Annotated in this window: 23 protein-coding genes, 2 tRNA genes and 1 pseudogene; 9 read left to right on the forward strand and 17 right to left on the reverse strand. The window is 57.4% G+C overall.

What is annotated here, in order from left to right; all coding sequences use genetic code 11:
- Window positions 1-151 precede the first annotated feature (151 nt).
- The 14 genes from ybgF to B3I26_RS01050 form a co-directional block, all read right to left on the reverse strand.
- Entirely contained in the window at window positions 152-967 is an 816-nt protein-coding gene (ybgF, locus tag B3I26_RS00985; protein ID WP_296254304.1) for a tol-pal system protein YbgF, read from the reverse strand.
- A gap of 6 nt (window positions 968-973) precedes the next feature.
- Window positions 974-1,477 (reverse strand): peptidoglycan-associated lipoprotein Pal, encoded by a 504-nt coding sequence (pal, locus tag B3I26_RS00990; protein ID WP_296254305.1) that lies wholly within the window; start codon window positions 1,475-1,477, stop codon window positions 974-976.
- A 52-nt stretch (window positions 1,478-1,529) separates the two neighbouring features.
- Entirely contained in the window at window positions 1,530-2,831 is a 1,302-nt protein-coding gene (tolB, locus tag B3I26_RS00995; RefSeq protein WP_409522009.1) for a Tol-Pal system beta propeller repeat protein TolB, read from the reverse strand.
- Window positions 2,828-3,919: a cell envelope integrity protein TolA gene (gene tolA / locus B3I26_RS01000; protein WP_296254306.1), complete on the reverse strand. Its 1,092-nt coding sequence runs from the start codon at window positions 3,917-3,919 to the stop codon at window positions 2,828-2,830. The genes tolB and tolA overlap by 4 nt, the downstream gene beginning before the upstream one ends.
- Window positions 3,919-4,374, reverse strand: a complete 456-nt coding sequence (gene tolR / locus B3I26_RS01005) for a protein TolR (RefSeq protein WP_177413396.1) — start codon at window positions 4,372-4,374, stop codon at window positions 3,919-3,921. The genes tolA and tolR overlap by 1 nt, the downstream gene beginning before the upstream one ends.
- Before the next feature lie 23 nt (window positions 4,375-4,397).
- Entirely contained in the window at window positions 4,398-5,093 is a 696-nt protein-coding gene (tolQ, locus tag B3I26_RS01010; protein WP_296254307.1) for a protein TolQ, read from the reverse strand.
- Window positions 5,083-5,553 carry a tol-pal system-associated acyl-CoA thioesterase gene (gene ybgC, locus B3I26_RS01015; protein ID WP_296254308.1) on the reverse strand — a complete coding sequence of 157 codons (471 nt, stop codon included), beginning with the start codon at window positions 5,551-5,553 and terminating at the stop codon, window positions 5,083-5,085. Before ybgC ends, tolQ begins: the two co-directional genes overlap by 11 nt.
- Before the next feature lie 137 nt (window positions 5,554-5,690).
- Entirely contained in the window at window positions 5,691-6,746 is a 1,056-nt protein-coding gene (gene ruvB, locus B3I26_RS01020; protein ID WP_296254309.1) for a Holliday junction branch migration DNA helicase RuvB, read from the reverse strand.
- Window positions 6,747-7,355, reverse strand: a complete 609-nt coding sequence (gene ruvA / locus B3I26_RS01025) for a Holliday junction branch migration protein RuvA (RefSeq protein ID WP_296254310.1) — start codon at window positions 7,353-7,355, stop codon at window positions 6,747-6,749.
- Between the two features lie 114 nt (window positions 7,356-7,469).
- On the reverse strand, window positions 7,470-7,994 hold the full coding sequence (gene ruvC, locus B3I26_RS01030; protein WP_296254311.1) for a crossover junction endodeoxyribonuclease RuvC: 525 nt from the start codon (window positions 7,992-7,994) through the stop codon (window positions 7,470-7,472).
- A 127-nt stretch (window positions 7,995-8,121) separates the two neighbouring features.
- On the reverse strand, window positions 8,122-8,868 hold the full coding sequence (locus B3I26_RS01035) for a YebC/PmpR family DNA-binding transcriptional regulator (protein ID WP_296254312.1): 747 nt from the start codon (window positions 8,866-8,868) through the stop codon (window positions 8,122-8,124).
- Between the two features lie 141 nt (window positions 8,869-9,009).
- A complete protein-coding gene (aspS, locus tag B3I26_RS01040; protein ID WP_296254355.1) occupies window positions 9,010-10,785 on the reverse strand; it encodes an aspartate--tRNA ligase in 1,776 nt (591 codons plus the stop codon).
- Between the two features lie 276 nt (window positions 10,786-11,061).
- Entirely contained in the window at window positions 11,062-11,403 is a 342-nt protein-coding gene (locus B3I26_RS01045; RefSeq protein ID WP_296254313.1) for a ribbon-helix-helix domain-containing protein, read from the reverse strand.
- Window positions 11,404-11,815: 412 nt separating this feature from the next.
- Entirely contained in the window at window positions 11,816-12,289 is a 474-nt protein-coding gene (locus B3I26_RS01050; RefSeq protein ID WP_296254314.1) for a Dps family protein, read from the reverse strand.
- A gap of 380 nt (window positions 12,290-12,669) precedes the next feature.
- Between B3I26_RS01050 and B3I26_RS28735 the strand changes: the two are divergent.
- Together B3I26_RS28735 and B3I26_RS28740 are read left to right on the forward strand one after the other, a co-directional pair.
- A pseudogene (locus B3I26_RS28735) lies at window positions 12,670-12,945 on the forward strand (cold shock domain-containing protein membrane protein); the annotation flags it as partial.
- 108 nt (window positions 12,946-13,053) lie between these two features.
- Entirely contained in the window at window positions 13,054-13,275 is a 222-nt protein-coding gene (locus B3I26_RS28740) for a cold shock domain-containing protein (protein ID WP_409522016.1), read from the forward strand.
- A gap of 49 nt (window positions 13,276-13,324) precedes the next feature.
- Here B3I26_RS28740 and B3I26_RS01060 read toward each other — a convergent pair whose 3' ends face one another.
- Together B3I26_RS01060 and B3I26_RS01065 are read right to left on the reverse strand one after the other, a co-directional pair.
- Window positions 13,325-13,531, reverse strand: coding sequence for a SlyX family protein (locus B3I26_RS01060; protein WP_296254316.1), 207 nt, complete (start codon window positions 13,529-13,531; stop codon window positions 13,325-13,327).
- The gene (locus tag B3I26_RS01065) at window positions 13,528-13,959 is read right to left on the reverse strand and encodes an HIT family protein (protein ID WP_296254317.1); all 432 of its coding nucleotides are present in this window, start codon (window positions 13,957-13,959) and stop codon (window positions 13,528-13,530) included. Before B3I26_RS01065 ends, B3I26_RS01060 begins: the two co-directional genes overlap by 4 nt.
- Before the next feature lie 964 nt (window positions 13,960-14,923).
- On the opposite strand from B3I26_RS01065, the gene B3I26_RS01070 reads away from it, so the two are divergent.
- The 3 genes from B3I26_RS01070 to B3I26_RS01080 all read left to right on the forward strand — a co-directional run bounded on the left by B3I26_RS01070 (window position 14,924) and on the right by B3I26_RS01080 (window position 19,194).
- Entirely contained in the window at window positions 14,924-16,246 is a 1,323-nt protein-coding gene (locus B3I26_RS01070) for an OprD family porin (RefSeq protein ID WP_296254318.1), read from the forward strand.
- 197 nt (window positions 16,247-16,443) lie between these two features.
- Entirely contained in the window at window positions 16,444-18,159 is a 1,716-nt protein-coding gene (locus B3I26_RS01075; RefSeq protein ID WP_296254319.1) for a proline--tRNA ligase, read from the forward strand.
- Window positions 18,160-18,237: 78 nt separating this feature from the next.
- Window positions 18,238-19,194, forward strand: coding sequence for a hypothetical protein (locus B3I26_RS01080; protein WP_296254320.1), 957 nt, complete (start codon window positions 18,238-18,240; stop codon window positions 19,192-19,194).
- Window positions 19,195-19,218: 24 nt separating this feature from the next.
- Here the strand turns inward: B3I26_RS01080 and dinB are convergent, their stop codons facing one another.
- Entirely contained in the window at window positions 19,219-20,277 is a 1,059-nt protein-coding gene (gene dinB / locus B3I26_RS01085; RefSeq protein WP_296254321.1) for a DNA polymerase IV, read from the reverse strand.
- 246 nt (window positions 20,278-20,523) lie between these two features.
- On the opposite strand from dinB, the gene B3I26_RS01090 reads away from it, so the two are divergent.
- The 4 genes from B3I26_RS01090 (at window position 20,524) to B3I26_RS01105 (ending at window position 25,186) form a co-directional block, all read left to right on the forward strand.
- Window positions 20,524-20,600, forward strand: a tRNA-Met gene (locus B3I26_RS01090).
- A gap of 236 nt (window positions 20,601-20,836) precedes the next feature.
- A tRNA-Met gene (locus B3I26_RS01095) sits at window positions 20,837-20,913 on the forward strand.
- 329 nt (window positions 20,914-21,242) lie between these two features.
- Complete coding sequence (mprF, locus tag B3I26_RS01100; RefSeq protein WP_296254322.1) at window positions 21,243-23,885, forward strand: bifunctional lysylphosphatidylglycerol flippase/synthetase MprF; 2,643 nt, start codon at window positions 21,243-21,245, stop codon at window positions 23,883-23,885.
- A complete protein-coding gene (locus B3I26_RS01105; protein ID WP_296254323.1) occupies window positions 23,885-25,186 on the forward strand; it encodes an AcvB/VirJ family lysyl-phosphatidylglycerol hydrolase in 1,302 nt (433 codons plus the stop codon). The genes mprF and B3I26_RS01105 overlap by 1 nt, the downstream gene beginning before the upstream one ends.
- The last annotated feature ends 12 nt before the right edge of the window (window positions 25,187-25,198 follow it).

The raw sequence follows: 25,198 nt of genomic DNA on the forward strand, positions 1-25,198 counted from the left end.
GCCATCCGCCTCCGTCAGGCACTTGTGTGCAATCTGCGCTCGCAGAAGCCACACAAGCGTAATCAATACCGGAATTTCGGGTGCGGAATTCTAACGAAAAAAGCCGCGCAACGCGCGGCTTTCTTGAATCGAGAGTCAAACGGTCTGGCGATCAAAGACGTTGGAGATCACGCTGCGCCAATTGTGCGGCCGAAGTCCCAGGGTATTGGGCAACGACTTGCTGCAGAATGCCTTTGACCTTGTCGGTATGACCTAGGCGACGCTCGACATCTGCCAGCTTGTAAAGGGAATCAGGCACCTTGGCGTGCTTCGGGTAGAGCTGACTCACCTTAGCGAAGGCCTGGCCGGCGCCTTGGAGGTCACCTTTGGCCAGATTCACTTCGCCCAACCAATACTGCGCGTTACCCGCATACTGGCTGTTGGGGTACTTGCGCAAAAAAGCGGAAAACGCCTGGCTGGCCTTGTCGAAATCCTTGGCCTTGATCAGGTCGAATGCGGCATCGTAATAGAGCTTTTCTTTCGCCGGATCGCCCGGTTCAGTACTGCTCTGCGACGCGGCAGCAGATGCTGCGGGTGCTCCGCCGGCGCTAGCGCCGCCGTCGGAAGCTGAATTAGTGGCAGCTGGTGCAGCAGGTGCGCCGCCAGCTCCGATACGGGAGTCGAGATCCTTGTAGCGATCCAGCGCTTCTTGCTTCATTTGCTGGATATCGTTCTGCTGGACTTCGACGATTCCGCGCAAGCGCGAAATTTCTTCCTGCATTTGTTGCAGTTGCATGAACAGCTGACCTTGCGCCGAAGGTTGGGCACTTGCCCCCCCTCCGGCGTAGGCGCCCGCCGTACCATAACCCGATGGCGGATAACTGCTGCCAGCAGAGCCAGAGTTGTCATCGACCACAGGAACCGCACCCATCGCTGCAAGAGGAAGGGTGAGAGCCAAAACGGTTAAAGCACGGCGGCACGTTCGCATGTCAAATTACTTACGCAGTTCGACGCGACGGTTTTGAGCCCAGGACTGCTCGTCGTTACCGGTAGCAACTGGACGCTCTTCACCGTAGGAGACGATTTCCAGCTGAGCTGGCGATACGCCTTGCAGAACCAGGTAGCGTTGAACGGCTTTCGCGCGACGCTCGCCCAGTGCCAGGTTGTATTCGCGAGTACCGCGTTCGTCGGTGTTACCTTCCAGAACAACGCGAGCGCCGTTAGCTTTCAGGTCCTTGGCGTGAACGTCCAGAGCGCGCATGGCCTCTGGTTTCAAGTCAGAACTGTCGTATTCAAAGTAGAACGTGGTGATGGCGCGCAGAGCAGCTTCTTCGCTCAGGCTGCCGTCTACTGCGCCGGTGTTGGCGCCGTAACCAGCGTTAGGATCTACAGCAGCGCCGCCTTGACCGGCATTATCGCCGCCTTTGGACGAGCAACCTACAGCTACAGCCATGGCCAGAGCCAGAGCAGCAAACTTACCAAACTTCAGCATTTCCATCGTAAAACTCCTAATGAACCCCAGTGTGTTAAGTACAACGTATAGCGCCGCGTCAGTTCAGGTAAGGGGACCAGGAAGGTTCTCTGACTTCGCCTTGAGCGGTAGGAAGCGGGAGCCTTACGCGTCCATTAATGGACACGAGCATCAAGACTCCCCGGCCCTGCTGGCGGGTGGCGTAGATTACCATGGTGCCGTTGGGCGCAACAGTAGGCGACTCATCAAGGTTGCTGTCTGTGAGGACTTTTACGCTACCGCGCTGCAAATCCTGAGCGGCTACCTTGAAGTTTGTGAAACCATCCTGACGATGGATCATTACCAGCGTCTTTTCATCAGCCGACAATTTAGGGTTGGCGTTGTAGTTGCCGATGAAAGTGACTCGCTGAGCGCCGCCACCATTGATGCTCGTTTTATAGATCTGTGGTTTGCCGCCACGATCAGAAGTGAAGTAGATGGTCGAGCCGTCCTTGCCGAAGAAAGGTTCGGTATCGATGGACGAATCATTGGTGACGCGCGAAAGCTGACGCGAAGCCAAATCCATTACATAAATCTCGGGGTTGCCATCCTTGGACAGGACCATCGCCAACTTGCTGCCATCCGGCGACCAGGCAGGCGCGCCATTCAGGCCCTCGAAATTGGTGATTTGCTCACGGCGGCCGGTATCAATGTGCTGAACGAAAATGCGCGGACGCTTCTGTTCGAACGACACATAGGCAATTCGCTTGCCATCCGGCGCAAAGCGTGGCGACAGGATCGGTTCGCGGGATTGCAGCAAGGTCACGGCACGAGCACCGTCGTAATCCGAACGCTGCAACGTGTAGCGGGTATTGTCGGCAGAGAAACGTTCGGCAGTGACGTACAGCATGCGTGTCGAGAACGCACCTTTGATACCGGTGAGTTTCTCAAACGATTGGTCGGCGATGTAATGCGCCATGTCGCGCAACTGGTCGGTGGTGCCCGACACGTTGCCCGTCAGGACTTGTTGCTCGGTGGCCACGTTGAACAACGCATACTGCACCTGCAGGCGGCCGCCTGCCGGGCTGATGCTGCCGACCATGACGTACTGGGCACCCAGCGCCTTCCAGTCGCGAAAGATCACTTCGCTCGCCTGGGTGGGCTGGCTGATCATGTTCTCTTTAGGGATAGGCGTGTAATAGCCTGAATTCAGCAAGTCATTGCCGATGATCTTGGCCATATCTTCCGGCAATACGCTGCCACCCTGAAGCCCGAAAGGCACGACTGCGATAGGCGTAGCACGGTCACTGCCACTGGTGACCAGAATGTTCTTTTCGTCGGCAGCGGCGAATCCCGCTGCACAACAAAGAACGACAAGCAATCCTCGAAGAAGGTTAATCACAAGGCTAAATCCTCAGGTGTGAATGTCATCTTGAATGAACGGTAAGGTGCGAAATCCGAAGGTTTCAGCCCCTGCATCTCTGTCAAACGACCAATGTTCTTGACCGCCGCTACTGCCGAACTGTCGAAAGGACCGTCACCGCTGGACTTGCTGACACTCACCGAAGTGATGGTCCCATCCGGCAACATGGCGATCTGCAACACGACAGTCATGCCTTTGCGAGCAGAGGGTGGTCTTGCCCAGCCTTCGGCAGCTCGCGAACGAATCAAGTCATCGAAGCTACCAGCAACCTCGTCACCTTTCTCATCGGCTAACGCCTGTTGACGCTCAGGTTTGTCGGAAAGCAGGTCGGCCAGTGCTTGCGCCTTCTTCTCTTCCGCCGATTTACGGGCAGCGTCCTGGGCCTTCTTCTTGGCGTCGTCTGCAGCTTTTTTCTTGGCATCTTCAGCCGCTTTTTTCTTCGCGTCTTCAGCAGCCTTTTTCTTGGCATCGTCAGCGGCTTGCTTCTTCGCGTCCTCGGCAGCCTGTTTCTTGGCTTCCTCAGCCGCTGCGCGCTTGGCGTCTTCCTCGGCCTTTTTCTTCGCGTCGTCTTCAGCTTTCTTCTTGGCTATATCAGCCAATTGTTTCTCTTCGGCAGCTTTCTTGGCGTCATCGGCCTTTTTAGCTTCGGCCTTTTTCGCATCGTCGGCTGCTTTCTTCGCGTCATCGGCCTTTTTGGCGTCTTCCGCTTTCTTCGCTTCTTCAGCTTTTTGCTCTTCGGCCTTTTGAGCGGCATCGGCTTTCTTTTGTTCCGCCGCCTTTATCGCCTCTTGCTCGACTTTTTTCTGCTCCATCTGCTCGACTTCTGTCTGTCGTGCAGCGGATTTCTTTGCCTCGCCAGCAAGCTTCTGGTTGGTCTGGGTGGTCGCCTGACTTTTCGACTTCAACTGATAAAGCGTGGCCTGTACGATCGGCTTGGCTTCAGGCAGCTCCGGCGTCATCGCGAAACTGACGAACAACAAACCAAAAATCAGGACGTGCAATGCCACGGCCCAGACCGAGGGCCAGAAGTAGCTTTCCGAGGCTGACGGCTCTCGAATCGGCTGCATCAGGGTGCCTCGGTAATCAGACCAACGTTCCCGACTCCGGCCTTCTGCAACCCGCCCATGGTGCCCATTACGGCACCATAGTCCACGGTCTTGTCGCCACGGATGAACACCTGAGTCTGCTTGCCAGCATCACGACCGGCAGCGATGATCTTGGTCACCGCGCTGGTCAGTTGCGGCAAGGTCATGGCTTTGTCCATCTGTTTGTCGGTATCGACTTCGCTGCCAAGATTCCAGTAGTAGGTCTTGTCAGCCTTGATCGAAATGGTCAGGACCTGGTTGTTGTTGTCCTGCGGCAAGGCCTCGCTGGAGACCTTGGGCAGATCGACTTTCACGCCCTGGTTAATCATTGGAGCCGTCACCATAAAGATGACCAGCAGTACCAACATCACGTCGATGTAGGGCACCACGTTCATTTCAGCGACCGGCTTGCGTTTGGCGCGTCGACCGCGAGCGATTAAAGCCATTTGGAAATACCTGCTTAGTCTTCGCTGGTGTGCACTTTACGGTGCAGAATGGCCTGGAACTCGTCGGCAAATGTGTAGTAACGGCCAATCAGGTTTTCGCCACGAGCGGCGAAACGGTTGTAGGCGATTACCGCAGGGATTGCTGCGAACAGGCCGATGGCGGTAGCGATCAGTGCTTCGGCGATACCCGGTGCAACGGTGGCCAAGGTAGCTTGCTGTGCAGTAGCCAGGCCCCGGAAGGAGTTCATGATCCCCCATACGGTGCCGAACAGACCGACATACGGGCTGGTAGAGCCTACGGTTGCCAGAAATGGCAGGCTCTGCTCGAGCTTTTCTTCTTCGCGGGAAATTGCAACACGCATGGCACGCGCGACGCCTTCCATCACGGCGTCAGGATCGACACCCGGCTGCTGACGCAAGCGGGAGAACTCCTTGAAGCCAGCACGGAAGATCTGCTCCACGCCCGAATCAGGGTCAGGGTTGCTGCCAGCCTGACGATACAGCTTGGACAGGTCGATGCCCGACCAGAAGCGCTCCTCGAAGCTGTCCAGCGCACGACGCCCGGCACGCAGCATGGCGCTGCGCTGAAAAATCATGATCCACGAAGTGACCGATGCGGCCACCAGGATCAGCATCACCAACTGAACGACTACGCTGGCATTGCTGACCAAACTCCACATGGAGGTATGGTCGACGACGTTAGCTTCCACGCTGTATCTCCTGCTCTGAATGTGTACCCGCGCCGCTCTGGCCGGCAAAGGCCGTGCGCAGAGTTTCGGGAATGGCCCGGGGTTTCAAACTATCGGCGCGCACACACGCCACCAAAAACTGCCCTTCACAGAGCAGCTTATTATCCGTAGCCCGCCTGACCTTTTGCTCAAAGCGCAGGCTGGCCCGGTTCAATTCGATTACTTCGGCGCTGACCAGCAGCTCATCATCCAGTCGCGCAGGCGTGTGATAACGCGCCTGGCTCGAATGCACGACAAACAATAGGTTCTCGTTCCCGGCCATTGCGGATTGAGCAAATCCCAACTCCCGCAGCCGCTCGGTGCGAGCCCGCTCCATGAATTTCAGATAGTTGACGTAGTAAACGATGCCGCCGGCATCGGTGTCCTCGTAATAAACGCGACAGCGATGTGCGAACGACTGCCCCCCGTTTTGCGCGCGCATACTCTAGTGCTTACTCCTCAGGTTGCCAATCCGGCCAGGCAACTGTTTTTCATCGTTTTTCACCGGCAGGCACAACGCGGATTACCGTACTGCCCGTCAGACCACCAAACGCTGGAATAGATCGGTCGATTAGGCCTTTATTCGTCTGCATCATCGATCAGCTCATCAGGAATCGACCGGTCACCCATGCGCGACGGAATGTTCAAGCCGAAGTGCAGATAGGCGTGGCGCGTGACCATGCGACCGCGAGGTGTGCGCATCATATAGCCTTGCTGGATCAAGTAGGGTTCCAGCACATCCTCGATGGTGTGTCGCTCTTCGCTAATGGCCGCTGCAAGGTTGTCGACACCAACAGGCCCGCCATCGAACTTCTCGATCATGGTCAGTAGCAATCGCCGGTCCTGGTGATCGAAGCCGCGCTCATCGACATCCAGCAGGTTCAACGCCAGGTCTGCGATAGGCTTTGTAATCTGGCCCTTAGCGCGAACCTCTGCAAAATCCCGCACCCGGCGCAGCAGGCGGTTGGCAATCCGAGGCGTACCCCGCGCGCGTCGTGCGATCTCGAAAGCGCCTGCGTCCTCGATATGCAAACCGAGAATCCCGGCCGAACGCGAGACAATCGTCGCCAGATCCGCGGTGCTGTAGAACTCCAGACGCTGGACGATACCGAAGCGATCACGCAACGGATTGGTCAGCATCCCTGCGCGAGTGGTGGCCCCGACAAGGGTAAAGGGCGGCAGGTCCAGCTTGATTGAGCGCGCGGCAGGGCCCTCGCCAATCATGATGTCGAGCTGAAAGTCTTCCATTGCCGGGTACAGCACTTCCTCGACAATGGGCGACAGACGGTGGATTTCGTCGATGAATAGCACATCGTGAGGTTCGAGATTGGTCAGGATCGCTGCCAGATCGCCCGGCCGCTCGAGGACCGGCCCTGAGGTACTTTTGATCGAGACCGACATCTCTTGCGCGATGATATTGGCCAGCGTCGTTTTACCCAGCCCCGGCGGGCCGAAGATCAGCGTGTGGTCCAGCGCCTCGTTTCGGCCGCGGGCGGCCTGGATGAACAGCTCCATCTGCTCGCGCACGGTAGGCTGGCCTATGTAGTCGGCCAGGCTCAGCGGCCGGATGGCTCGATCCAGTTGCTCGTCACGATCGCGGCCGGTAGCGGCGATCAGGCGGTCGGCTTCGATCACTTACATCATCCCCTTGAGTGCGCGGCGAATCAGGTCTTCACTGCTCAGATTCTTGTCTTTGATAGCGGTCACGGCCTTGCTGGCTTCCTGAGGTTTGTAGCCCAGGGAAATCAGGGCACTGACTGCATCGGACTCAGCGGTTGCCACCGGCACCGTTGCGCCCGGCCCCTCGGAGACCAGCGCGAACGTTCCCGGCAACGCGTCCCAGGCCTTGAACCGATCCTTGAGTTCGACCAATAGGCGCTCGGCGGTCTTCTTGCCGACGCCAGGTACACGGGTCAGTGCCGAGGTGTCCTGAGCCTGAACACAGCGCACAAGCTCATCGACTTCCAGCGTCGACATCAGCGCCAGCGCCAGTTTGGGACCGACGCCGTTGAGACGAATCAATTCGCGAAACATCTCGCGGTCACGCTTCTCGTAGAAGCCGAACAGCAGATGCGCATCCTCGCGCACCACCAAGTGAGTGTGCAGCGTTACCGTCTCGCCCAAGTGAGGCAAGCGATAGAGGGTTGTCATGGGGACTTCGATCTCGTAGCCCACACCATTGACATCCAGCACCAGGTGCGGCGGCTGCTTCTCGACCAGCGCACCGCGCAAACGTCCAATCACGTATCAGATCCTTTCCAATAGCTTGTCACTGCGAGGAACAGGGGCAAACCCCGGTCGACATGTTTGCAGGACTCAGGTGAGCTGCAACTAAAGTTTTATGAGCAAATGATGCTATCAGAGACGCAGGCGCCCGCCACGGCTGCGTGCGGTATTCAGGCCATGAGGAATCAGGCTGGAACGGGTATGAGCATGACACAAGGCGATCGCCAGTGCGTCGGAGGCGTCGATTTGTGGCTTTTGGGTCAATTTGAGCAAGTGCATGACCATCATCATCACCTGATCCTTGTTCGCCCCGCCCGTCCCGGCCACAGCCTGCTTGACCTGAGTTGCTGTGTATTCGGAGATTTCAAGGCTCTCTTCCGCACCGGCGACGATAGCCGCGCCTCGCGCTTGCCCAAGCTTGAGAGCCGAATCGGGATTGCGCGCCATGAAGACCTTCTCTATGCCCATCGTCACCGGGCCGTAGGTCTGAATCACTTCACGCACGCCGCGGTAGATAATGTGCAGCCGCTCATGCAGCAAACCACTACCGGTACGAATACAGCCCGAGGCCACGTACTCGCAGCCGCGCCCGGTGTCACGCACCACACCGAAGCCGGTTATTCGTGAACCGGGGTCGATACCTAGAATAAGAGTCATAACGCCTGCAGCTTGATGAAGGAACGCGCACAATTGAACGCAGCATAAAGGCAGAAGCCGGAGGCCGACAGCGATGATCAAATCAGCGCTTCGTGCCTCCGGCCTCAGTTCCTGACGGGAGTGACGATCAGCCGAGCTGCTCCATTATCTCGTCAGGGATTTCCGCATTGGAGTAAACGTTTTGTACGTCATCCAGATCTTCGAGCATGTCGACCAGCTTGAGTACCTTTTCCGCCATCTCCAGATCCAGCACTGCACTGGTGGTGGGCTGCATGACGATTTCCGCGTCTGCGGCCTCGAACCCGGACGCTTCCAACGCGTTGCGCACGGCGTAGAAACTGGCAAAGGAGGTAAACACATCAATGGAGCCATCTTCGTGGGTCACGACGTCATCGGCATCTGCATCCATCGCTGCTTCCATCAGCGCATCTTCATCAACACCTGCCGCGAAGGATATCTGGCCTTTGCGCTCGAACAGATACGCCACAGAGCCATCGGTACCCAGGTTGCCTCCGCACTTGCTGAACGCGTGACGAACCGCCGCCGCTGTGCGGTTACGGTTGTCGGTCATGGTTTCGACCATGACCGCTACGCCACCAGGGCCATAGCCTTCATAGCCCAATTCGACCATATCATCGGCATCGGCAGCGCCAGCGCCGCGCGCAATCGCCCGATCAATGATGTCGCGACTCATGTTGGCGCTCAGCGCCTTGTCCTGAGCCAGTCGCAAACGCGGGTTCGATGTCGGATCCCCACCGCCTTGTCGGGCAGCGACCGTCAGCTCACGAATCCACTTGGTGAATATCTTGCCCTTCTTGGCATCCTGACGCTCTTTGCGATGCTTGATGTTCGCCCACTTGGAATGACCAGCCATAACACGCTCCAAACTTGAAACACGCACGTCCCGCTCGATCGCTCGACACGGGACGCTTGAATCGAATCCTGACCCGATAAGGGCGCGAGCATCAGGGCAAATCGATCACTCGAGCCGCCCTGCCCCTTTCATAAGCCGATATCACTCGGCCTTCGGCGTTTCACGTAGACGGATGTGCAGCTCGCGCAGTTGCTTGGCATCGACCAGGCCCGGTGCCTGTGTCATGACATCTGCAGCACTCTGGGTTTTCGGGAAGGCAATGACCTCACGAATCGATTGAGCGCCGGTCATCAGCATCACCAAACGGTCTAGACCGAATGCAAGACCGCCGTGCGGCGGTGCACCGTACTTCAGGGCATCAAGCAGGAAACCGAACTTCTCTTGCTGCTCGTCTTCGGAGATGCCTAACAGCCGGAAAACCGCTTGCTGCATTTCCTTGCGATGAATACGGATCGAACCGCCGCCCAGCTCAGTGCCGTTCAGCACCATGTCGTAAGCACGTGACAATGCGGTAGCCGGGTCGGCTTCCAGCTCCTCAGGCGAACACTTCGGTGCGGTAAACGGGTGGTGCAGCGCGGTGAAACTACCGTCGTCGTTCTCTTCGAACATCGGGAAGTCGACGACCCACATCGGTGCCCACTCGCAGGTGAGCAGATTGAGGTCATGACCCAGTTTGATACGCAACGCACCCAGCGCTTCACTGACGACCTTGAATTTGTCGGCACCGAAGAACACGATGTCGCCGTCAACTGCGCCAACGCGGTCCAGGATCACATTCAGGTTGGCTTCCGGGATGTTCTTGACGATCGGCGACTGCAGGCCTTCAACGCCTTTGGCGCGCTCGTTGACCTTGATGTAGGCCAGCCCCCTGGCGCCGTAGATACCGACGAACTTGGTGTAGTCGTCAATCTTGCTACGCGGCATGCTCGCCCCGCCCGGGACGCGCAATGCAGTCACACGGCACTTCGGATCGTTGGCTGGACCACTGAAGACCTTGAATTCGACGTCCTTGAGCTGATCGGCAACGTCGACCAGTTCCAGCGGGTTACGCAGGTCAGGCTTGTCGGAGCCGTAGCGGCGCATGGCTTCTTCGAAGGTCATGTGCGGGAATTCGCCGAACTCCAGGTCGAGCACTTCCTTGAACAGCTTGCGGATCATGCTCTCGGTCAGACCCATGATATCGGCTTCATTGAGGAAGCTGGTCTCGATGTCGATCTGGGTGAACTCAGGCTGGCGATCGGCGCGCAGATCCTCGTCACGGAAACATTTGGCAATCTGGTAGTAACGGTCAAAGCCCGCAACCATCAGCAGTTGCTTGAACAGTTGAGGCGACTGTGGCAAAGCAAAGAAGCTGCCTGCGTGAGTGCGGCTCGGTACCAGATAGTCGCGGGCCCCTTCCGGGGTGGCACGCGTCAGGATCGGGGTTTCGACGTCGAGGAAACCGTTGCCGTCGAGGAAGCCGCGAATGCTGGAAGTAATGCGCGAGCGCAACCTCAACTTTTCGGCCATCTCAGGACGACGCAGGTCGATGAAGCGATACCGCAAGCGAGTTTCCTCACCGACGTCGGAGTATTCATTCAACGGGAACGGCGGGGTTTCAGACTCGTTCAGAACTTCCAGTTCGTAACCCAGCACTTCGATGGCACCGGATGCCATGTTCGGGTTGACCGCACCTGCCGGGCGGGCACGTACCTTGCCGGTCAGCTTGACCACGTATTCACTGCGAACACGGTCGGCAATGGCGAAGGTATCTGCGCGATCCGGATCGAAGACCACTTGAGCCAAACCCTCACGATCGCGTATGTCGAGGAAAATTACACCCCCGTGGTCACGACGGCGGTGGACCCATCCGCAAAGGGTAATTTCCTGACCTTCCAGGCTTTCGTTCAGTTGGCCGCAATAATGGCTGCGCATCATGATCGTGTATTCACTTCTCGTAATTCGGAATTCGGTGGAGCTCTCGCCCGTCGCCAGTGCGCAATGGTGCAGGAGCTTTGGCATGCAGTTCAACCCGACGGTCAGTCCTGCCTTCCATAGTAAGGCGGGGGATTATATAGGGTTAATCAAGGCTGTGCAGCCGCCCAGGGCGATAGAGATAAAGAAGGCGGCTGATCGGCGTATTTCACCGTCCAGCTCACCGAACTGAGCACGGGCACGCCATCGGCGCGCCCGCTGGAATGAGTACCTGCCAGGTCAGGCAGAAGACAGCCGGAAACCCTCGGCCTTCAACAGATGCGTCACACACACCACGCGAATCAAACCGCTGAAATTTTTCACCCCGCCGTAGCGCAGGTGAACTTCCCGATCCACGTAGGACAAAACCGCATTAATAGAACAACTATTGCAATTAGCGATCTCCGACAGGATATTCCAGTACACCCCCTCCAGGCGCAAGCATGTTGCCAAACCGTTAAGTCTTACCGAGCGCGACTGCGGCTGGGCAAGATCCATGTTGAAGTCCTCGACGAACGGATCGTTGAGAACTTTGCTACATCGGTTCACATCCTTGACCTCCCTTGCGGCATTTTGACTCATAAAAACCCCCTTGGTGCAATTTCGAACACAGCAATAGAAACATTTGAAATCAAATAAACCATGCGTCTATCAAGCCCTATTCATAGGGGGTGCGCCAGTGGAAGTAACACTTATGAAACGTAGGACATCACCACAATTACAAGCAGAAAGTTGAGCATCAGCAACCCGAAGTCAATATACAAAACAGCAGGTGTTACATATGTATATACATCAGTAAATATTGCGATTATAGAAAGACAGTGCAGGGACCAATTAATCTGACGATATTAATAACTAAATCGATTCAGCACCAAGCTATTCGTGGACAACCCGGTGAATAGTATGCGCAAGAGAGAGAGTAAGCGAGGTCAAGAGATAGGCAGGGAGAAAAGCGGAGTGTGGGGCGGCGATTTCCGCCGCCCACGAAAGGCAGTTACTTGCCTTCGAGCATGGCACGCAGCATCCATGCGGTCTTTTCATGGACCTGCATGCGCTGAGTCAGCAGGTCAGCCGTAGGTTCGTCGCTGACTTTTTCCAGCAGAGGAAAGATTCCGCGAGCCGTACGGGTCACGGCCTCCTGGCCGCTGACCAACGAACGGATCATGTCTTCTGCCGAAGGTACGCCTTCCTCTTCCCTGATCGAGGACAGGCGCGCGTAGGTCGAATAGGTGCCCGGGGCCGGGAAGCCCAATGCACGGATGCGCTCCGCGATCAGATCCACCGCCAACGCCAGCTCGTTGTACTGCTCTTCGAACATCAGGTGCAACGTGCGAAACATCGGACCTGTAACGTTCCAGTGAAAGTTGTGGGTTTTCAGATACAGCACATACGTATCTGCCAGCAGGCGCGAAAGACCGTCCACAATTGACTTGCGATCTTCTTCGCTGATGCCGATATCGATTGCCATGCTAAGTCCTCTTGATAGGATGACGTTTTCAGAAAGCTGCCTGCCACTCTAGCAAGACCGGCGCAACGGTGCAGCCCCACGCGCGGGGCATCGCGTTTATAAAACCGGTTGCCCGCCTGCCAAGCCCTGAAGCTAGCCGCTCGCACGCGGCCGTGACCGCGGGCCAGATCGCCACCCTCTTCCCTGAGCGATGGCGCTAAGCGCTTGATTTGAGTACCTCCGCGCTTTGCTGTTAAATACAGACGTGTCGCTACTAACAGGCCAACAGGCCGTAGCGAACAGGCTGTGTCTTCGCTCGTGCATCACGCCTTCCCTTTTTTCAGAAGCGTACCGGGAGTCGCCAGCTCTTCTTGCGATCCTTCTTAATGTGAGTCATCGAAATGTTGAAAATAGTCCACCTGTTAACTGGCGCAGCTGCCCTGCTGCTGTCATTCATACCTAGCCTGCGTAGTGAAGCGCTGTCTTCTTACCTGTCGCAACCGGATGCCTTGTATCTGGCCCTCTTCGGCTTGATCAATCTGGTCATTGCGCCAGTCATTCCTTACTGGAACAGAGGCCCGCGCCATCAACTGCAAAACCTGGTCAGTGTGCTGCTTGTGCTGGCCGTCGTGCTGCAAATCCTCACCCTGCTCGTCCCGCTTGAAACCATCGCCGGTCAGCCTGCCGTTCTCGTTGGCCTGCTGGCATTGGTGGTCGCTGTGATCATCCATCTGGGTGTCAGCTTTTATAAGTCGTCACCGTCGTCAGCACCTCTGCCACACGAACTGGGCCAGCGCGATACTGGCACGGTGAAGTGGTTCAACACCTCCAAGGGCTTCGGCTTCATCTCCCGCGATTCTGGCGATGATATTTTCGTGCATTTCCGTGCCATACGCGGCGAAGGTCATCGCGTACTGGTCGAGGGCCAGCGCGTTGAATTCTCCGTTATGAATCGTGACAAGGGCCTGCAGGCCGAAGACGTCATCGCAGCGCATCCGCGCCGCTAAATGTCGGCACAAAAAAAACCGCGCTTAAAGGCGCGGTTTTTTTGTGCTTCTAATAATGAGGGGGAGGCGCTTGCTCTTCGAAGGCGTCGAATTGCCCGCCCATTTCTTCCTGGCGCTTGAGCAAGGCCGCCATCTGCAACTGCATCCGCTCAAGGCTGCGCTGCTGCGCGACCAACACATCGTTGAGCGCCTGAATGGTGTCGTCCTGAAATGCCAGGCGACTCTCCAGGTCCATCACCCGATCTTCGAGATTCATGACTGCACCGCCACGAAGGAAGGGTCCTCGGCAAACGCCGCCTTCAACCGACCCGTGATGTCGGCTGCCTGGTCGGCGGAATACGGCACTGCGGGACATTTGCCCCACACCGGGGCGGGCCAGGCGTTATCGCCCTGATAACGGACAATGACATGCATGTGCAGCTGGCTCACCACATTGCCCAACGCTGCAATGTTCATCTTGTCAGCGTTGAACGATTGCTGGAGCGCTCTGGATAGCAAGGTGGTTTCTTGCCAAAACTGCACTTGCTCTGCGTCGGACAACTGGAATACCTCGCTTACACCCGCTTTACGGGGCACCAGAATAAACCATGGATATTGGGCATCATTGGACAACAGCAGTCGGCAAAGTGGGAAATCGCCCACAGGCAAGGTGTCTTGCACTAAACGTTGATCCAGAACGAACACGCATTAACTCCTGATCACGGGGAAGGTATCAATGTTTTTGCTTATTGCGAAAACACGCTCCAATACTGAGCAGGATACTCGGGAATACGGGGGGAATCACGCAGACATGTCTTGTGGCACCATTTTGTGGGATCACTGTTGAATCCGGGTCAGTTGTCGGGTCCTCACAGTGGTCGACGGTTGCACTGGAGCAGATCGGTTCTGCCCCAAACGCACCGCAGTGAAGCGTCACCCGCAATCCAACATTCCCGCGAACGCGCTACGCCATGCCCGTCCCCAGGCCCCATTTCACCGTTTGATCAGGAGTCATTATCCACTCGGTGAGCGATATCTGGCGCGCGGCCACCTTCCACGTACCAAATACAGGCAGGGTCGTGGCGTTGCGCACCAAAACGACTCACCTGACTGACACACCCCTGCCGACCTATCCGCCATCTACCCACTTCGTGGCAGTAACAGGTAACGTTAGTGACATCTTTGGACAGTAACCTCAGTCGCTTCAGCAAGGGCAAGGTAAATTTCTGTATATTTTTTAGCCTTACGAAACAATTGGTTACATCGCTTTTCGCATGCAGATACGTCGAACGGAACATTTTTTTCACACGCACCGGAACTTTGAGCACGGTTGTTGCTTTATCACCCACAGGATCAACGTGCAGGGATCGATAACCCGGTGCAATGGTCAAGAGACAACGGCGGGATCAGGCGGCTGCGAAGGTGGATCCCGATGATCGGAAAGTACTGCGGTAGTTGTACGTATTGGGATATAGAGCGGTTTGGTAACGACAGGGATAGTGCTGTTTTACGACATGGCCGTAAAGAAATTGAAAGGATAGGTGGGTAACTATCGCCAATAATGTCAGCGTGATATAAGTTTCGCCGACACCAAAAAGAAAGAGCCGCCCAGATAAAAAAACAGGTGGACGGCAGTACTCTTCTTAAAAACCAAAGGAGCAAAGTCACGATGAGAGTGATGAAGTGGAGCGCAATCGCCCTGGCAGTTACTGCGGCCAGTTCTCAGTTGGCATCGGCTGCCGCATTCGTAAGCGATCAGTCCGAAGCAACCGGTTTTGTTGAAGGTAGCAAGCTGGACGTCAAAGCTCGCAACTACTATTACAACCGTGACAAGAAAAACGGTGCTGTAGACGACAAAGACTGGACACAAGGTTTCTGGGGCAACTTCAGCTCCGGCTACACCCAAGGCCTGATTGGTGTTGGCGTGGATGCGTTTGGTTATGCGGGCTTCAAGCTGGACGGCTCCGACAAATATTCAGGTTCCGGCAACCTGTCGACCGATAGCGAAGGCAATAACCATGACAGCTTCGGTAAAGCAGGCGGCGCCGTTAAGTTCCGCGTTTCCAAAACCGAGCTGAAAATTGGCGACATGCAACCGCAGAACCCGGTTTTCGCAGTCGGCGGTTCGCGTCTGTTGCCTCAAACCGCAAGCGGTATCACTCTGCAAAGCAGCGAGATCAAAGGCCTTGATGTCGAGGCTGGTCGCTTCTACTCGGGTACCAGCCAGGATGAAACCAACCGTGACGGCGACATCTGGGCGACTTACGCAGGCGTAACGTCCAAGTCGGCTACCTACGGCGGCGGCAAGTACTCCATCACCGACAACCTGGGCGTTGGTTTCTATTACAACAAGCTCGAAGACGTGTGGAACCAGTACTACGGCAACGTGAACTACGCACTGCCGCTGACCGATGACCAGTCGCTGGCCTTCGATTTCAACATCTACAACACCAAAGATACCGGCGCGGCGAAAGCGGGCGATATCAACAACACTGCATGGTCTGCGTCGGCGGCTTACTCGTTCCTGGCCGCTCACACGCTGACCCTGGCGTTTCAGAAAGTTAACGGTGATACGCCGTTCGACTACATCGGTATCGGCGACAACAATCGCGGTGGCGACTCAATCTTCCTGGCCAACTCCATCCAGTACTCTGACTTCAACGGTCCGGGCGAAAAATCGTGGCAGGCGCGTTATGACCTGAACATGGCTCCGTATGGCGTACCTGGCCTGAGCTTCATGACCCGTTACATCAGCGGTACCGACATTGATGGTACCCACACGCCATCCAACAGCACCTACACAGGTCTGTACGGCGCTGACGGTAGCCACCATGAGACCAACCTTGAAGCCAAGTACGTGGTTCAGAATGGTCCAGCGAAGGATCTGTCCTTCCGCATCCGTCAGGCCTGGCACCGCGCCAACGCAGATGAGGGCGAAGGCGACGTCAACGAGTTCCGTCTGATCGTCGACTACCCGATCTCGGTTCTCTGATAGCGTCGCGATTCATTACCGAACCGAGCTGCAAGCCATTGCGAAAAACAACGCCCGGCCCCGCGCCGGGCTTTTTAATGCCCGCAACAGCGCCAATTCCAGTCGCGCGCGATACCTACCCCACCCTGTACTCGACCGTATCACCACCGTACAATGCCAGGTCATTTCCCAGTCACAGCAACCGACAGCGGCCGACCATGCGTACCAGTCAATATTTGCTCGCCACACAGAAAGAAACGCCGAACGATGCGGTCGTGATCAGCCATCAGCTGATGCTCCGTGCCGGCATGATCCGCAAGCTTGCCTCGGGCCTCTATACATGGCTTCCCATGGGGCTGCGCGTTCTGCGCAAGGTCGAAGCCGTCGTCCGCGAAGAAATGAATGCCGCTGGCGCGCTGGAAGTACTGATGCCGGGCATCCAGCCGGCGGAACTGTGGCAGGAGTCCGGTCGCTGGGAGCAGTACGGCCCCGAGCTGCTGCGCCTGAAGGATCGTCATGATCGCGACTTCTGTGCAGGACCGACCCACGAAGAAGTCATCACGGATCTGGCTCGCAACGAACTGAGCAGCTATAAACAGCTGCCGATCAACATGTACCAGATTCAAACCAAGTTTCGTGATGAAATCCGTCCACGCTTCGGCCTTATGCGTGGTCGTGAATTCATCATGAAGGATGCCTACTCGTTCCATGCGACTCAGGACTCCCTGCAGCAAACCTACGACCGCATGCATCAGGCATACTGCAACGTGTTCACTCGCCTGGGCCTGAACTTTCGCCCTGTAGTGGCCGATAACGGCTCGATCGGCGGCGCAGGTTCGCACGAATTCCACGTACTGGCCGAGTCTGGTGAAGACGATATCGTGTTTAGCGATTCCTCTGACTACGCTGCCAACATCGAGAAAGCCGAAGCTATCGCGCGCGAGAAATCCCGTGCAGCCGCCACAGAAGAATTGCGCCTGGTCGATACGCCGGGCGCCAAGACCATCGCCGCGCTGGTCGAGCAGTTTGGCCTTCGCATCGAAAAAACCGTCAAGACCCTGGTGGTGCATGCTGCCGAAGAAGGCAAGCTGATCGCGCTGATCATTCGTGGCGATCATGAACTCAACGAGATCAAGGCCTCTAGCCACCCGTTGGTGGCCAGCCCGCTGGTCATGGCCAGCGAAGCCGAACTGCGTGCCGCCATTGGCGCGGGCGCGGGTTCCCTTGGCCCAATGAATCTGCCAATCCCTTGCATCATTGACCGTTCGGTTGAGCTGATGAGCGATTTCGGCATCGGCGCCAATATCGACGACAAGCACTACTTCGGCGTGAACTGGGAGCGTGACTTGCCTGTTCCGGAAGTCGCAGACCTACGCAATGTCGTCGAAGGCGACCCGAGCCCGGACGGCCAAGGCACCGTGATCATCAAGCGCGGCATCGAAGTCGGGCACATCTTCCAGCTGGGCACCAAGTACAGCGACGCGATGAAGTGCCAGGTGCTGGGCGAAAACGGTAAACCGGTCACGCTGGCCATGGGTTGCTACGGCATCGGTGTTTCCCGCGTAGTGGCCGCCGCCATCGAGCAGAATAACGATGAGAACGGCATCATTTGGAGCGACGCACTTGCCCCCTTCCAGATCGCCCTGGTACCGCTGCGTTATGAGACCGACGCTGTTCGTGAAGCGACCGACAAACTGTACGCAGAACTGACCGCTGCCGGTTTCGACGTATTGCTGGATGATCGGGACAAGAAAACCAGTCCGGGCATCAAGTTTGCGGACATGGAACTGATCGGTATTCCCCATCGCATCGTGGTCAGCGACCGCGGCCTGGCCGAAGGCAACCTTGAATACAAGAGCCGTACCGAGTCCGAAGCGCAGGCGCTGCCGGTGGCCGAGGTGCTGTCCTTCATCAAGGGCCGGATCAACCGCTAAGTCGAGGGCGCGCCTGCCTTTATAGAGGCGCGCCTTTACTGGCCGGTGTTGTCTCGCCCATCTGCACCAAGAGATCTCATGTTCAAGCGAAGTTCTTCAAGTCTGGCGGGTGCTGCATTGTGCGGCACCCTGCTTGTCAGCGGTTGCGCCAATCATCTGTCCCAACGCAGCGAGCACGAAGAGCGGATCGAGCGCAAACTGCTCGATCACAGCTTTCAAATCGACGTCGGCGAACCCAAGACCCTGGAGCTACCACAACGCCGGATTCGTATCCATGAGCTGAAAACCTTCGATATCACCGAATACGACGTCACTCGCCATTACGATCGCTACACGCCGTACCAACCCTGGCGTGAAATCTATGAAATCCCATTGGGTGCAGTGGCAATCGTCGCGGGTGTCGGCGCTAATGTGGTGAATGTGCTGACCTTTGGCAGCCTGCCGGACAGCGTGACCAAGGACTGGCTCACGTATGGCATTGCCGGGGTCAACCCGTTCATGAACGCGCCCTCCCACGGACGCGCCCAACAGAACCTGGCGGGCATAGACGAAGTCCAGCGTGACCACCGGGTTGAGCATACGAGCCTGCCTTGGAGCGAGAGCCCGGTGCAGATCAGGTCTGGAAAAAACACTAACGAGCTGAATACCGACCGCAATGGCGTTCTGCGCCTCAATCTGCTCGACAGTCCGTTTGCCGAGCAGGACCTGAGCCATGTGACGCAATTGGGGCTTACGGTGCAGGACGACCAGTCCTCTGTTCAGGCTAGCGCCAGCCTGCCGCTGAGCAAATCATTGCGAGGCAAGCTGATTGAGGCCCACGACCTGATTTACGACGATCTGGAAGACGACGAAGTGAGCCAGTGGGTGCACCGGGTCAAGCGTCTTTCTGAGCTGGGTCTGGAAGAACAAGCCAGCGATCTTGAGCAGTCATTGATTGAAATGACCCGCAACGACCCGCAACTGCAGCACGAGTTTTTGCGCTCGCTGGCCAAGGACGCCGGGCGTTTGGTCGCCGTTCCTGAAGGTCAGGAGTAACGCTGGCAGCCAATGAACGGGGCGTCAGGTGAATAGCTGCAGCTGTTCGTGGGCGCCGCGCAGATCGTGCAGCCGCACGCCAATACCCAACAATCGCACCGGCTTGGCGCCGCGCGCGAAGGCTTGAGCGAGCAGTTGCTCATAGCTTTCCAGATCCCTGCCCGCTCCAGCCTGTTCAAGCGTCGTCTGAGTGAAATCGTGAAACTTCACCTTCACGAATGGCTTGCCCGGGCGGTAAAACGTGTCGATTCGAGACAGTCGTCCGTTGAGGTTTTCCAGCAAAGCCGGAAGTTTTTCCAGGCAACTGGGCAAATCAGGCAGGTCCGTGTCAAACGTGTTTTCAACGCTGACGGACTGACGGCGGCTGTCGTTCTGCACCACACGCTCATCGATGCCATGGGCCAGGTTCCACAGCCGCTCACCGAACGAGCCGAACTCTCGCACCAATGACAACTTGCTCCAGCTGCGCAAATCCGAACAGCTGACAATTCCCAGTCGGCCTAACTTATCGGCTGTCACCTTGCCCACTCCATGCAGCTTGGAAACAGGAAGCTCGGCGACAAAGTCCTCTACCTGGTCCGGCGTAATGACGAACAAGCCATTGGGTTTGCGCCAGTCGCTGGCAATCTTGGCCAGAAACTTGTTGGGCGCGACGCCGGCGGAGACGGTGATGTGCAGCTGATTCGACACACGCCTGCGGATGTCCTGAGCGATGCGCGTAGCACTGCCTGCAAAATGGCTGCACTCGGAAACATCCAGATAAGCCTCATCCAGCGACAACGGCTCGATCAAGTCGGTGTAGTCGCGGAAGATAATGTGGATTTCTTTCGAGGCTTCTTTATAGGCATCCATGCGCGGCTTGACGATGGTCAGGTCCGGGCAGAGCGTCAATGCATGCCGGGACGACATGGCCGAACGCACGCCATAAGCCCGCGCCTCATAATTACAGGTCGCGATGACGCCCCGCCTTTCTGCCGAGCCACCGACTGCCAGCGGCTTGCCAGCCAGACTCGGATCGTCGCGCATCTCAATCGCGGCGTAGAAACAGTCACAGTCGATATGGATGATTTTGCGCTGCGGCATGACATGCGGTCGTAAGCAAACGGTCGTGCAGTATCTCATTCGGGCACAGGTATGGCACTCGCTACGCGAATAGCCTGCCGGGATTCGACCACGTGCGTAATCGCCGATCACGCTGAAAAGCCCGCAGCGCAGGCTATTGCCGCACGGACAGCAAAATGCAGTTCGCTAACCGATTGAAGAAAAAGCACTTTTTTCCTTCATATGCTTGACACGTCAGCGATCCTCTGTAGAATGCCGCCTCACAGACGCGGGATGGAGCAGTCTGGTAGCTCGTCGGGCTCATAACCCGAAGGTCGTCGGTTCAAATCCGGCTCCCGCAACCAAATATCGGAGAAGCCACTCAATAGAGTGGCTTTTTTGTGCGCGCTCAAAAAACGTACGTCCTTATAGGTGAAATATCTTTCATCAACGAGTACGCCCCGCTGCATACCGCCCCCCGACAAAAACCTTGCGAGACCGTCACTTAGAGACGACAACCGCAAAAGTGCGGTTATTTTGTCGATACCTGGGTTTAAAGGTTGACAGGATGTCGTTCGGCTGTAGAATGCCGCCTCACAGACGCGGGATGGAGCAGTCTGGTAGCTCGTCGGGCTCATAACCCGAAGGTCGTCGGTTCAAATCCGGCTCCCGCAACCAACATTTAAAAAGGCTACTCGAAAGAGTGGCCTTTTTTTTGCCTCAATGAAAAGCGCCGAACAGCAAGGATAATTGCTTGTCACATTTCGTTGTCGAACCGATTTGTTCACAAGTGGTTTGTTACCTTATGTATCTCAGCGCGACAGATTCCGCGTCCGTTGCCGATATGCAGGTGAGCAAGCGCACATGCACCCATCGGTCACGAGACGTATCTGCCGTATTCGCCCGTTAGACGTTCAAGCGCTAACATCTTGAATTATTTTTTGCGTAGGGATTGGTAACTTGGCTGTATACCCCCATCCTGTCGCGCACGATCCAAGGAGTGATTGATGCGCGCCAACCCATCCGACACAAACGAAGCAGTTCCGGAAAGTCCTCCGGCACCTCCTGCCCGACTGCGCGTACGCGAACTGGTGAGCAAGCACCGTCAACCCATCGGGCTGGCCGTTACCATCATTCTGTTTGCGCTGGCGTTGATCGCCTGTCGGCACATGCTTACCGAGCTCGATATTTATGCACTTCAGGATTCCCTCCTGAGTGTGCCCATGCCTTCTTTGGCTGGCGCGGTTCTGGCGACGGTCATCGGTTTCATCATCCTGCTGGGCTACGAATGGTCAGCCAGTAAATATGCCAACGTCGAGCTACCTCCCAAGTCGCTGGTGATGGGCGGTTTCTGCGCGTTCGCCATTGGCAACGCCGTCGGCCTGTCTATGCTTTCCGGCGGGTCGGTGCGTTATCGCCTGTATTCGCGACTTGGCCTGGGCGCCGGGGAAGTCGCCCATATGACGCTGTTCGCCAGCCTCTCATTGGGATGTGCACTGCCGCCCCTGGCGGCCTTGGCGACCTTGAGCGACCTGCCCGCGGCATCGCTGGCGCTGCACCTCTCGGTCCCGGTCCTGGCAATCATCGCCATCGCGGTCCTGGCGATGAGCCTGATCATCGGTGTGGCCGTTTATCGTCGCCGACTGCCTGAGCAGACCATCGCGCATAATCTGCTGGTACGTGCCGGGCGTCGCACACTGCGGCTGCCAGGCTTGCGCCTTACGTTGATGCAGCTGGTGATCACGGCGCTGGACGTCGCCGCTGCGGCAGCCGTGCTTTACCTGCTGCTCCCGTCCGCTCCCCCGTTCGGCGCTTTCCTGCTGGTGTATCTGCTGGCGCTGGCCGCCGGCGTGCTAAGCCATGTACCGGGTGGCGTCGGGGTCTTCGAAGCGATCCTGCTAGCAGCGTTCGCTGACGAACTGGGGGCAGCGCCGCTGGCTGCAGCGCTGTTGCTGTATCGGTTGATTTATGTGGTATTGCCGCTGCTGATCGCATGCCTGGTGCTGTTGTTCAGTGAAGCCAGACGCGCTCTATTCGCGCGACAGGCTATGCGTGTTGCGTCGGGGCTTGGCGCACCGATCCTGGCGTTGCTGGTGTTCCTGTCCGGCGTGGTGTTGCTGTTTTCCGGCGCCACCCCGGAAATCGACACGCGCCTGGAAAGTCTCGGCTTCCTGATTCCGCACCGACTCATCGATGCATCGCACTTCGGCGCCAGTCTGATCGGCGTGCTGTGCCTGTTGCTCGCCCAAGGGTTGCGTCGGCGGCTTTCCGCAGCCTGGATGCTGACCACCATCTTGCTGTTCGTAGGCTCCGTGCTCTCGATCCTCAAGGGGTTCGACTGGGCAGAAGCCAGCCTTCTGCTTCTGACCGCCTGCCTTCTGGCGATCTTCCGCCGCTCGTTCTATCGCCCCAGCCGCTTGCTGGAGCTGCCCTTCTCGCCGCTATACCTGGTGGCGAGCATCTGTGTGCTGGGGGCGTCGTTCTGGCTCTTGCTGTTTGCCTATCAGGACGTGCCGTACAGTCATCAGCTCTGGTGGCAGTTCACGCTCGACGCCGATGCCCCGCGCGGTCTGCGCTCGGCACTCGGTAGCGCAGTGCTGCTGGTTATCGTATCGCTGACCTGGCTGCTGCGCACCGCTCGTCCGCAGATCGACCTTCCCGATGAGGAGCAGTTGGCCAAGGCCGCTGAGATCATCAAGGCGTCCAATCAGCCTGACGGCGGCCTCGTGCTGACCGGCGACAAAGCCGTGCTGCTGCACCCGGACGGCAACGCCTTTCTGATGTACGCCCATCGCGGCCGCAGCCTGGTGGCCTTGTATGACCCGATCGGCCCGACCCAGCAGCGCGCCGAGCTGATTTGGCAATTCCGCGACCTGTGCGACGTGCACCACGCCCGGCCCGTGTTCTATCAGGTGCGTGCAGAAAACCTGCCGTTCTATATGGACATCGGCCTGACCGCCATCAAGCTGGGCGAAGAGGCGCGTGTCGATCTGCACAAGTTCGACATCGACGCCAAAGGCAAGGAAATGAAGGATCTGCGCTACACCTGGAACAGAGGTGGTCGTGACGGCCTGTCACTGGAGATATACGAAGTCGGCCAAGCACCGATGGACGAGCTTAAAGTGATCTCCGACGCGTGGCTGACGGGCAAGAATGTGCGCGAAAAAGGCTTCTCGCTGGGCCGCTTCAGCCTGGATTACTTGAAGCATTTCCGCATCGCCATCGTGCACTTTCAGGGTAAACCGGTGGCCTTCTCCAACCTTCTGGAAACCTCGCGGAACGATCTGGCGAGCCTGGACCTGATGCGCTCGCATCCGGACGCGCCGAAGCTGACCATGGAGTTCATGATGGTTGGGCTGATTCTGCATTACAAAAAGGAAGGCTACGCTCGCTTCAGCCTGGGCATGGTGCCGTTATCTGGACTGCAGCCAAGACGCGGCGCGCCGTTAACCCAACGTCTGGGTTCGATGGTCTTCAGTCGCGGTGAGCAGCTCTACAACTTCCAGGGCCTGCGCCGTTTCAAAGACAAATTCCAGCCTGACTGGGAACCTCGTTATATGGCCGTGCCCGCAGGACTCGATCCGCTGGTGGCACTGGCAGACACTGCCGCCCTTATCGCGGGCGGCCTGACTGGATTGGTGAAACGCTGATGATTCAACGCTACTGGCGCTTTTTACTTGCAGCCCTGGTAATCCTGGTGGTGGCACTGGGTTTCTGGCTGTGGAACCGCCCCGCCGCACAACCGACATTGGAACGCATGACGCTGGACGATGGTTCGGCGCTTATCCGCGCAACCCCATCGACCAAGGTCAAGACGCGCGTGGCTTTGGCCGTGACCAGTGAAGACGCGATGACCGAAAAGCAGGTCCTTGCACTGAGCTACGACGCATCGGCCCAAGTCATTCAGGTCGTCCTGCCCAAAGACGATTGCCTGTTGCAAACCAAGACGTTCAATGCGGCGCTGCAAAAGCTCGATGGCGCCCCCGATCTGGTCGCCGGCATAAGCGCTGGCGGCTCGGTGGCCTGGGACTGGCTGGCAGGACAGAACAACGATAAGGCCCAGGCCATTTCGGTGAACTTCGTCCTCAACCAACCGGGCTGCAAAGCACCGGTTCCTAAGGCCGCGGCCCATGGCAAATGGACTGTGGCGTGGAATGACGGCCCGGACGACGAAACCGCGGTGTTCGTGCGTGACACACCAAACGCTGAAACCAGCATCAGTGACTACGACATTAAATATCCGCAAATACTGAACACCGAAGTGCGTCATCAACTGATTGCCGATGACGCCAACGGCGGCCTGAACATTCCCGTGGTGGAGGTGCCGTCGAGCCAGCCGTCGGACACCGTCACCCTGTTTCTCTCCGGTGACGGCGGATGGCGCGACCTGGACAAGGACGTGGCGGGTGACATGGCAAAAGCAGGCGGTTATCCGGTCGTCGGTATCGACACCCTGCGCTATTACTGGGAGCATAAGTCGCCAGAGCAGACCGCAACCGATTTGAGTGAGCTGATGGCTCATTACCGGCAGAAGTGGGGCGCCAAGCATTTCGTCCTCGCGGGCTACTCGTTCGGCGCCGATGTGCTGCCAGCGATCTACAACCGCCTGCCGGAAGAAGACAAAGCACGGGTCGATGGCATCATCCTGCTGGCTTTCGCGCGCAGTGGCAGTTTCGAAATTGCTGTCGAGGGCTGGCTCGGCGCATCTGGCAAAGAAGCAGCCACCGGCCCGGAAATGGCCAAGCTGCCGGGTGACAAAGTGTTCTGCGTGTATGGCGTGGAAGAAAAAGACGAAAGCGGCTGTACCGAAGCGACCGCCCCCGGCCAGAAGCAGGAACTACCGGGTGGGCATCACTTTGACGAGGACTACCCCGCCCTGGCCAAGCGCCTGATTGCCGTCATAGACAAGTGGAAAGGCAAGGAAGCGCCCGAGTCAGCCAACGCCGACTGATCACCGCCAAAA

This window comes from Pseudomonas sp. UBA5706, from assembly GCF_002419965.1.
GTDB lineage: Bacteria > Pseudomonadota > Gammaproteobacteria > Pseudomonadales > Pseudomonadaceae > Aquipseudomonas.